Origin of the sequence: Sphingomonas pollutisoli (genome assembly GCF_029167165.1) — a bacterium.
In the GTDB taxonomy this organism is placed as follows: domain Bacteria; phylum Pseudomonadota; class Alphaproteobacteria; order Sphingomonadales; family Sphingomonadaceae; genus Sphingomonas; species Sphingomonas pollutisoli.
In genome coordinates, this window is sequence record NZ_JARFNJ010000057.1 from 1 (window position 1) to 725 (window position 725).

1 rRNA gene is annotated in these 725 nt (G+C 52.1%); it reads left to right on the top strand.

Going from position 1 to position 725, the window contains the following annotated elements:
* Nucleotides 1-725: ribosomal RNA gene (locus tag PX554_RS26545) — 23S ribosomal RNA — on the top strand; the annotation flags it as partial.

Below are 725 nucleotides of genomic sequence, written 5' to 3' on the forward strand. Positions count from 1 at the left end.
TGGCCCACAGAACGACATGGCTACGATCCGACTTGACGGACCCGAAAGACAGTGAACTATGCTTGTATAGGGTGAAGCCAGAGGAAACTCTGGTGGAGGCTCGCAGCGGTTCTGACGTGCAAATCGATCGTCAAATATGAGCATGGGGGCGAAAGACTAATCGAACTGTCTAGTAGCTGGTTACCGCCGAAGTTTCCCTCAGGATAGCAGAAGCTCGTATCAGTTTTATGAGGTAAAGCGAATGATTAGAGGTTCCGGGGTCGAAATGACCTTGACCTATTCTCAAACTTTAAATATGTAAGAAGCCCTTGTTACTTAATTGAACGTGGGCATTCGAATGTACCAACACTAGTGGGCCATTTTTGGTAAGCAGAACTGGCGATGCGGGATGAACCGAACGCGGGGTTAAGGCGCCAGAGTGTACGCTCATCAGACACCACAAAAGGCGTTAGTACATCTTGACAGCAGGACGGTGGCCATGGAAGTCGGAATCCGCTAAGGACTGTGTAACAACTCACCTGCCGAATGTACTAGCCCTGAAAATGGATGGCGCTCAAGCGTACCGCCCATACCCCGCCCCCAGGGTAGAAACGATGCCCTGGGGAGTAGGCGGCCGTGGGGGTCTGTGACGAAGCCTAGGGCGTGAGCCCGGGTCGAACGGCCCCTAGTGCAGATCTTGGTGGTAGTAGCAAATACTTCAATGAGAACTTGAAGGACCGAAGTGG